The sequence below is a fragment of the Candidatus Polarisedimenticolia bacterium genome (assembly GCA_035764505.1).
Lineage (GTDB): Bacteria > Acidobacteriota > Polarisedimenticolia > Gp22-AA2 > AA152 > AA152.
Genome location: DASTZC010000007.1, coordinates 1 through 6,173, shown reverse-complemented (window position 1 = coordinate 6,173; position 6,173 = coordinate 1). Strand labels below are relative to the sequence as shown.

The window sequence follows — 6,173 nt, the reverse complement described above, 5'->3', positions numbered from 1 at the left end:
TTGGTTGTTTCAGGCTATGGGGGATTGCGCGGCGGCGATGGGGGATGAGCTGGAGTCCAAGAAGCATCTCCTGAATGCCCGGACAACGCTGCTGGAGCTGTCCTACAACATCAGTGATCCGGAGATGCGGCAGCATTACCTTAATCGTCCGGACAGCAGGGCGCTCCTGGCTCGCACAGAGGATCTCGAGGATCTTGCCTATGAAGGCTTCCCCCAGGCCCCAGTCTCACCCCAGGCAACTCGAGCTTTGGAAAGCATCGCGAGAATCAACGAGCAGATGCACCGGCGCGACTCCCTCAAGTCGACGTTGGAACTGATCCTCGACGAGGCAATTCAGCTTAGCGGAGCCGAGCGCGGCATCGTGTTCCTGTTCGACCATTCAGGCCGCGAGGAGCTTAAGGTTTCACGCAATATCGGGCGGATGTCCCTTGCCGATGCGCGGAAGTACACGCGCACGGCGCTCCAGAGAATCCGACACGGCGAGATCGTCTTCGCATCAGATACCCTGGTTGACCCTCAACTAAGCGCCGCGGAAAGTATCACTCAGCTACGAATTCGCTCGGTCGCATGCGTACCGCTTCGATCCCGGGGCAGCATCATCGGCGCCCTTTATCTCGACAGTCGCCGCCCGCGGCTGGCAGCCAGCGAAGACCTCCTGAAATCTCTCGAGATATTCGCCCAGCAAGCTTCCTCCGCGCTCGAGCGGGCAATCCGCTATTTCCATCTGGCGGAGGAAAACAAGAGACTTCGAGAAACGGCGCAGCTGGGAGTCCCGACGCTGATCGGCCAAGGGACCTATTTCACCAACCTCAAGAAACTAATTGTCGCGGCAAGCGAGAGCGATCTTCCGGTTCTGATACTTGGAGAAAGCGGCACCGGAAAGGAGCTGGTGGCCCGGGCAGTTCATTATTCCGGTAAGCGCAAAACCGAGCCTTTTCTTTCGGTGGACTGTGGCGCGCTTCCCGAGAACCTGATCGAGAGCGAGCTCTTCGGATACTGCCGCGGTGCCTTCACGGGCGCCGAGCGCGACAAGGAAGGGCTCTTCGTGGCAGCCCAGGGCGGCACTCTCTTCCTGGACGAGATTGGCAACACGACGCTTCAGCTGCAGGCCAAACTCCTCCGGGCGATCCAGGAGCGCGAAATCAGACCGCTGGGCGCAACGCAGCCTATCTCCTTCCAGGCGCGCATCGTTACGGCCACCAATCGTGACCTGCGCCGGGATGCCCGCGATGGCCGCTTCCGTCAGGATCTCCTCTTTCGGCTCAACGGCATCGCGATCGAGCTGCCCGTGCTTCGGGACCGCAAGGCGGAAATCCCGCTCCTCATCAATCACTTCCTCAAGAAGACACGCGAGCGCTACGGACATCGCATTCATCGAATCTCCGATCAGGCGATGACCGCTTTGGCGCGTTTCGACTGGCCAGGAAACATCCGCGAGTTGGAAAACTGCATCGAGCGAGCCGTGGCCCTGGCCAAGGAGGAGACCATCCAACTGGCAGACCTGCCCGATTCGGTTCGTTCCGCCTCCCTGGCGGGATGGTCCGACAAGCGCGGCGAGCACCGGCTCATCGAAGAGGCGCTTCTGCGCTTCGCCGGCGACAAGAGTCGTGCGGCCGACTACATCGGCTGGAACCGTCAGAAGCTCTACAGAAAGATGGAGCACTACAACATCCCGATGGATTTTGGACGGCGTAATACTGCATAACACGACCGCCGACACTGGCCGTCAATCCCCTCCTAACGACCCCCTACCACCGCAACGCACCGCCCCGGGCAACCGTCACAACTTCCATAGTTGCAGATAGTTAGTCGCGCGTCCAGCCCGATGAGGCGGTTGCGAATCCTCCTGGTATTCAGCTTGCAGACAGGCAACGCCAAAGGGAGGTGAATCGAGGTGCAGCAAGATTCGATGCGGGGCGGCGCATTCGCCAGAATCCGGGCGGCCGAGTTGGCTAAGAAGCTGAAGGAACGTCCCAACCCCTCCGTCTCGGCCCTGTCGGTGCCGGAGATGGAGGAGCTCTTGAGTCTCCTCGCTACTCTGGCCGGGGGCCCGACACATGACGTATCGGCTCTACCCGCAAGCTCCGAAGGCCGCACAGAAGTACCGCTGGGTGGAGTCGAATCGCCGAGCATGGAGCGAATCGACCGATTGATTGGAAAGGCAGCCTCGTGCGAGCTGCCGGTACTGATCGTCGGGGAAAGCGGAACCGGCAAGGAAATTGTGGCCCGTGAGATCCATCGTCGTGGCTTTCGGGCATCCAAACCGTTCTTCTCGGAGAACTGCGCGGCACTGACGGAAACGCTGCTGGAAAGCGAGCTTTTCGGGCACGTGCGCGGCTCCTTCACCGGTGCGGAAAGAGATCGCAAAGGAATTCTCGAGCTGGCTCACCACGGCACCCTGTTCCTCGACGAGCTGGGTGACATGTCGCTCGCCATGCAGTCGAAGCTGCTGCGGGTGCTCCAGGAGGGGGAGGTCCGTCCCGTGGGATCCCGCACCACCACCCGAATCGACGTTCGCTTCATCTCGGCGACCAATCGTGACTTGCAGCGTCTGGTCGAGCAGGGGCTTTTCAGGCTCGATCTTTTCTATCGAATCAATGTGATCACGATCGCCCTGCCGCCGTTGCGGGACCGTCGCGAAGACATCCCGCACCTCGTCGAACATTTCATCCATCGGTACATACGCAGGACCGGGTGTACGCGGCGCCATTTCAACGAGCGTGCCCTGGATCTCCTCTGTGCCTATGAATGGCCGGGCAACATCCGCGAGCTGGAAAACACGGTGTACCGCTGCCTGGTCCTCAGCGAAGAGGCACACATCGAGCCCGGGGATCTCCCGGATCGGATTCGTCGTCTCGAGGGGTTCTTCGAAGGGCGGTCGCGAGTTTATCAGCCCAAGACGGGCGAGCAGATCCTCATCGAACGAGCGCTGCGGGATAGCCTGGGTGATAAAGCCAAGGCAGCTCGATACATTGGCTGGTCCAGGCCGAAGCTCTATCGCAAGATTCGCGAGTACGGGATCTCTTTCGACTGCGGCAAGCCGGCCGAGTCGACTCCGGGTCCGGACGAAGTCTGATCTATTTCCGCGCGCGAGAGGAGGCGGCGGGAAAGGTCTTCGACATGTGAGACACGCTCGGCGCGCTTTCGCCACGTGCGGGCCTCCCGGATCTCATGAACCCTGCCTGAAGCGTCCAGCAATGGAACAGGACCAGGCAGAAGGGCAGGCTGAGGAAGAAGGTGAAAACCCCGATGCGGTCGATCAGGAGCACCAGGATTACTGCCAGGGTGCCGCCCGCCAGGAAGGAAGCCACCGTCCAGCGGTACTTCTCCATCCATGTCTGGACGATGGGGCGGTCCAGCTCCAGGGCCGAGGCAATGCCTACCAGCCCGGTGTTCACGAGATAAAACCCGCAAATCGCCGCGAGCATCGCCCGCAAGGACACCTCGTCCGTAATCGTGGCAGAACTGCCGCCGGCCGCGAGGAACAGGCGGGCTGCGATGAATCCCGACAGGAGATGGTTGCTGACGTTGAACAAGCGCTTGTGGAACAGCATCTCCTCGCGTCCCAGGTAGCTCGTGGTCGTAGCGAGGGCGGTGATGACCGCGGCCCCCGGTCCCAGGTAGACGGCGGAGGCCAGGATGAAGGCGAAGGCTGTGGAGAGCTTGCAGTTTCCTCCCAGGTCGACCAGGAAGGGGGCGGCTGCGGCGCCATAGATCGAAAAGAGGAGTAACTGGATGGAGAGATGGAAGCCGCCCGCGAGGATCCCCATCGCTCCCGCGGTCAGGCCGAGAAGGTAGACCGCCGCCAGGAAGCGATCCAACCCAGGCTTGCCGCTGAACAGCGCCTTGAATCTCATGAGTTCACCTGCTCTCCGGCCTCACTCCTCTACGGCACCATCGGATCGTTGTCCCCGAAGACGACGCCGTCGTGTGAATCGACGCTGAAGCCACGCAAAGTCCCGCCGCCGCCCCAGACCGCGCCGTAGGAACCCACCTCGTCGGTGTTGCGCAGAGGGTCGCCTCCCCAGATCGAAATCTCGTCCCAGCTCAACGGATTTCCCCAGAGCAGGTTGGTGCTCTCCACGACGATGCCGGTGGAGGTGAGGTAGGCGCGCGGCGATAGAGAAGGCAGCAGCGCAATGCCGCGCTCCTGCAGGGCGGCATAAAGGTTCGCGAAGCCGGCGCCCACCTGGAAGATGTTGTAGCTCAGCCGCTTTTCGGCCGAGCGCATCAGGCGCGCCTTCACGGTGTCGGGGCTGAGGCTGTTATCGGCGTCGATCAGGATGGCGGCCATTCCGGAGACCACCGCGGCCGACATGCTGGTGCCGCTCAGCTCGAAGTAAGGCGAGTCCTGGTTCGCCTTGTTCGGATCGTTGTTGAAGACGCCGTATTTCTTCCGCAGCCCCGGATAGGTCGAATCGAGCGCCGACGCCGGGGAGCGCAGCGAAATCGTGCGGTTCCCGGGAGCCACCAGGTCCGGCTTGACGAAATGGTCGATTGCCGTGGGCCCGAGGGAGGAATAGGTCGCCAGGATGTCATCGCCGCGGTAGGACGTCAGATAGTTGTTGGATGCCCCCACCGTGATGACGTAGGGGTCGTTCCCCGGGCTGCCGATGGTTCCGTAGCCCAGCGATCCATTGTTGCCGGCCGAAACGACGACGACGATGCCGGCCTTCCAGGCCTTCTCGACCGCCTGACAGAGAGGATCGGTCAGGTACGACTCTTCGACCGCATGGCCCAAAGACAGGTTCATGACGCGGATTTTCTGGCCGGCGCGGTTGGCGATCACCCAGTCGATGCCGGCCAGGACATCGCTGACGTAGCCCGTGCCGTCGCGGCCCAGGACGCGCACCGAAATGAGCTTGGAATCGGGCGCGACGCCGTAGAAACGCCGGAACGACTTGGCGTCGCTGCTATCGTGGGCGTTGCCGGCGATGATCCCGGCGACATGGGTGCCGTGGCCGTAGTAGTCGACATAATCCTTCTCGGTGGCGGCGAAGTCGACCTCCTTCGTGAGCCGGCTGCCGAGATCGGGATGCTTGTATATGCCGGTGTCGAGGACCGCGATGACCACGTCGTGGCCGTTGAGCCCCAGGTTTTTCTTGGCGATGTCGGCCCCGAGGGTTACGTAGTTCAGGTCGTTCAGGACCTGGACCGGATGGTCGACGGAGACGTGGCGGACATTGGGAAGCCCCGCCAGCTGGCGGATGGCCCGCGCGGGCAGTGAGACGGCGTAGCTGTCCAGCTGCGCATACTGCCGGGTGACCTTCCCTCCCATCTGCAGGAGAGTCGCCACATCGAGACTGGTGGATTGCCCGGTCGTGACAATCATCTTCACGGGAGCGCCCGGATTGCCGCGCAACAGCATGTCGGCGGCGCGCGGGCTCAGCTTGGCAGCGACGGCGGGTTCGAGACTCGGCCCGGCGTACGAAGTCGACAGACCAAGATCGCCGACACCGGATGCAGCCGTGAGGAGGACCAGCACGGCCATCCCCATCAGGATTTTTTGCATGGGACGCGCTCGCTTCATCTGGGTCTCCTCCGCCCCTGCGCCTTCACTACACGCATAGGGCGCTGTCGCTCCGGGGGTAGCGACTGCAATCGCAATGCCTTGGACGATTTGAAGCAGGAGGGATGGGATCAATCGCGATGGCAGAAAACGACTTACGCCTATGCGATTACATCCGAAGTGCTGGATGTCAATCTATCGGCGTTGTCCAGATGCCGAACGTCACTTCGACAATTAATCGGCAGAATGCCCGCAAGTGACGCAAGCAGTCGCTCTTCCGGACGGGTTGTGAGATGGACAGGCGATGTCGGGGATCCGCGCAGCGCGGACCTTCAGTCAGGTGGGCCAGATATCGCGGTTCGCGATCTCCAGCACGTTGCCGTCGGGATCGTGGAAGTAGAACGAGGTGGCGGCGTCCCACTGCACTTCCTGGATGATTGGAACCCCCTGCTCCGGCAGGTACGCCTTCCAGCGCTCGTACTCGTCGGGAGGAACGACGAAGCAGGTGTGCGAGGGACCGGTCGCGCCGTGGGCAGGAAGCTTGCCGCCCTTGAGGGTCTCGGGAGCGTAGAAGAGAAGGAAGACGCTCTGGCCCGCACGGTAGAAGAGGCTACGGCCGGGCTCGCCCGCCATGTAGCGCATTCCCATGATGTCCGAATAGAAG

At 62.0% G+C, this 6,173-nt stretch carries 5 protein-coding genes; 2 read left to right on the top strand and 3 right to left on the bottom strand.

Annotated features, from left to right (window positions below):
* On the top strand, window positions 1-1,705 hold a 1,705-nt coding region (locus VFW45_00410), incomplete at its 5' end, for a sigma-54-dependent Fis family transcriptional regulator (protein HEU5179225.1).
* A gap of 426 nt (window positions 1,706-2,131) precedes the next feature.
* Window positions 2,132-3,076: a sigma-54 dependent transcriptional regulator gene (locus tag VFW45_00405; protein HEU5179224.1), complete on the top strand. Its 945-nt coding sequence runs from the start codon at window positions 2,132-2,134 to the stop codon at window positions 3,074-3,076.
* Between the two features lies 1 nt (window position 3,077).
* Here the strand turns inward: VFW45_00405 and VFW45_00400 are convergent, their stop codons facing one another.
* From VFW45_00400 to VFW45_00390, 3 genes are all read right to left on the bottom strand, one after another.
* Complete coding sequence (locus tag VFW45_00400; GenBank protein ID HEU5179223.1) at window positions 3,078-3,857, bottom strand: hypothetical protein; 780 nt, start codon at window positions 3,855-3,857, stop codon at window positions 3,078-3,080.
* Window positions 3,858-3,886: 29 nt separating this feature from the next.
* A complete protein-coding gene (locus VFW45_00395; protein ID HEU5179222.1) occupies window positions 3,887-5,530 on the bottom strand; it encodes a S8 family peptidase in 1,644 nt (547 codons plus the stop codon).
* Between the two features lie 315 nt (window positions 5,531-5,845).
* On the bottom strand, window positions 5,846-6,173 hold a 328-nt coding region (locus VFW45_00390; GenBank protein ID HEU5179221.1), incomplete at its 5' end, for a VOC family protein.

Coding starts and splice junctions, on each gene's coding strand:
- VFW45_00405 (HEU5179224.1), top strand. CDS start 2,132: ATGGAGCGAATCGACCGATTGATTGGAAAGGCAGCCTCGTGCGAGCTG.
- VFW45_00400 (HEU5179223.1), bottom strand. CDS start 3,857: ATGAGATTCAAGGCGCTGTTCAGCGGCAAGCCTGGGTTGGATCGCTTC.
- VFW45_00395 (HEU5179222.1), bottom strand. CDS start 5,530: ATGAAGCGAGCGCGTCCCATGCAAAAAATCCTGATGGGGATGGCCGTG.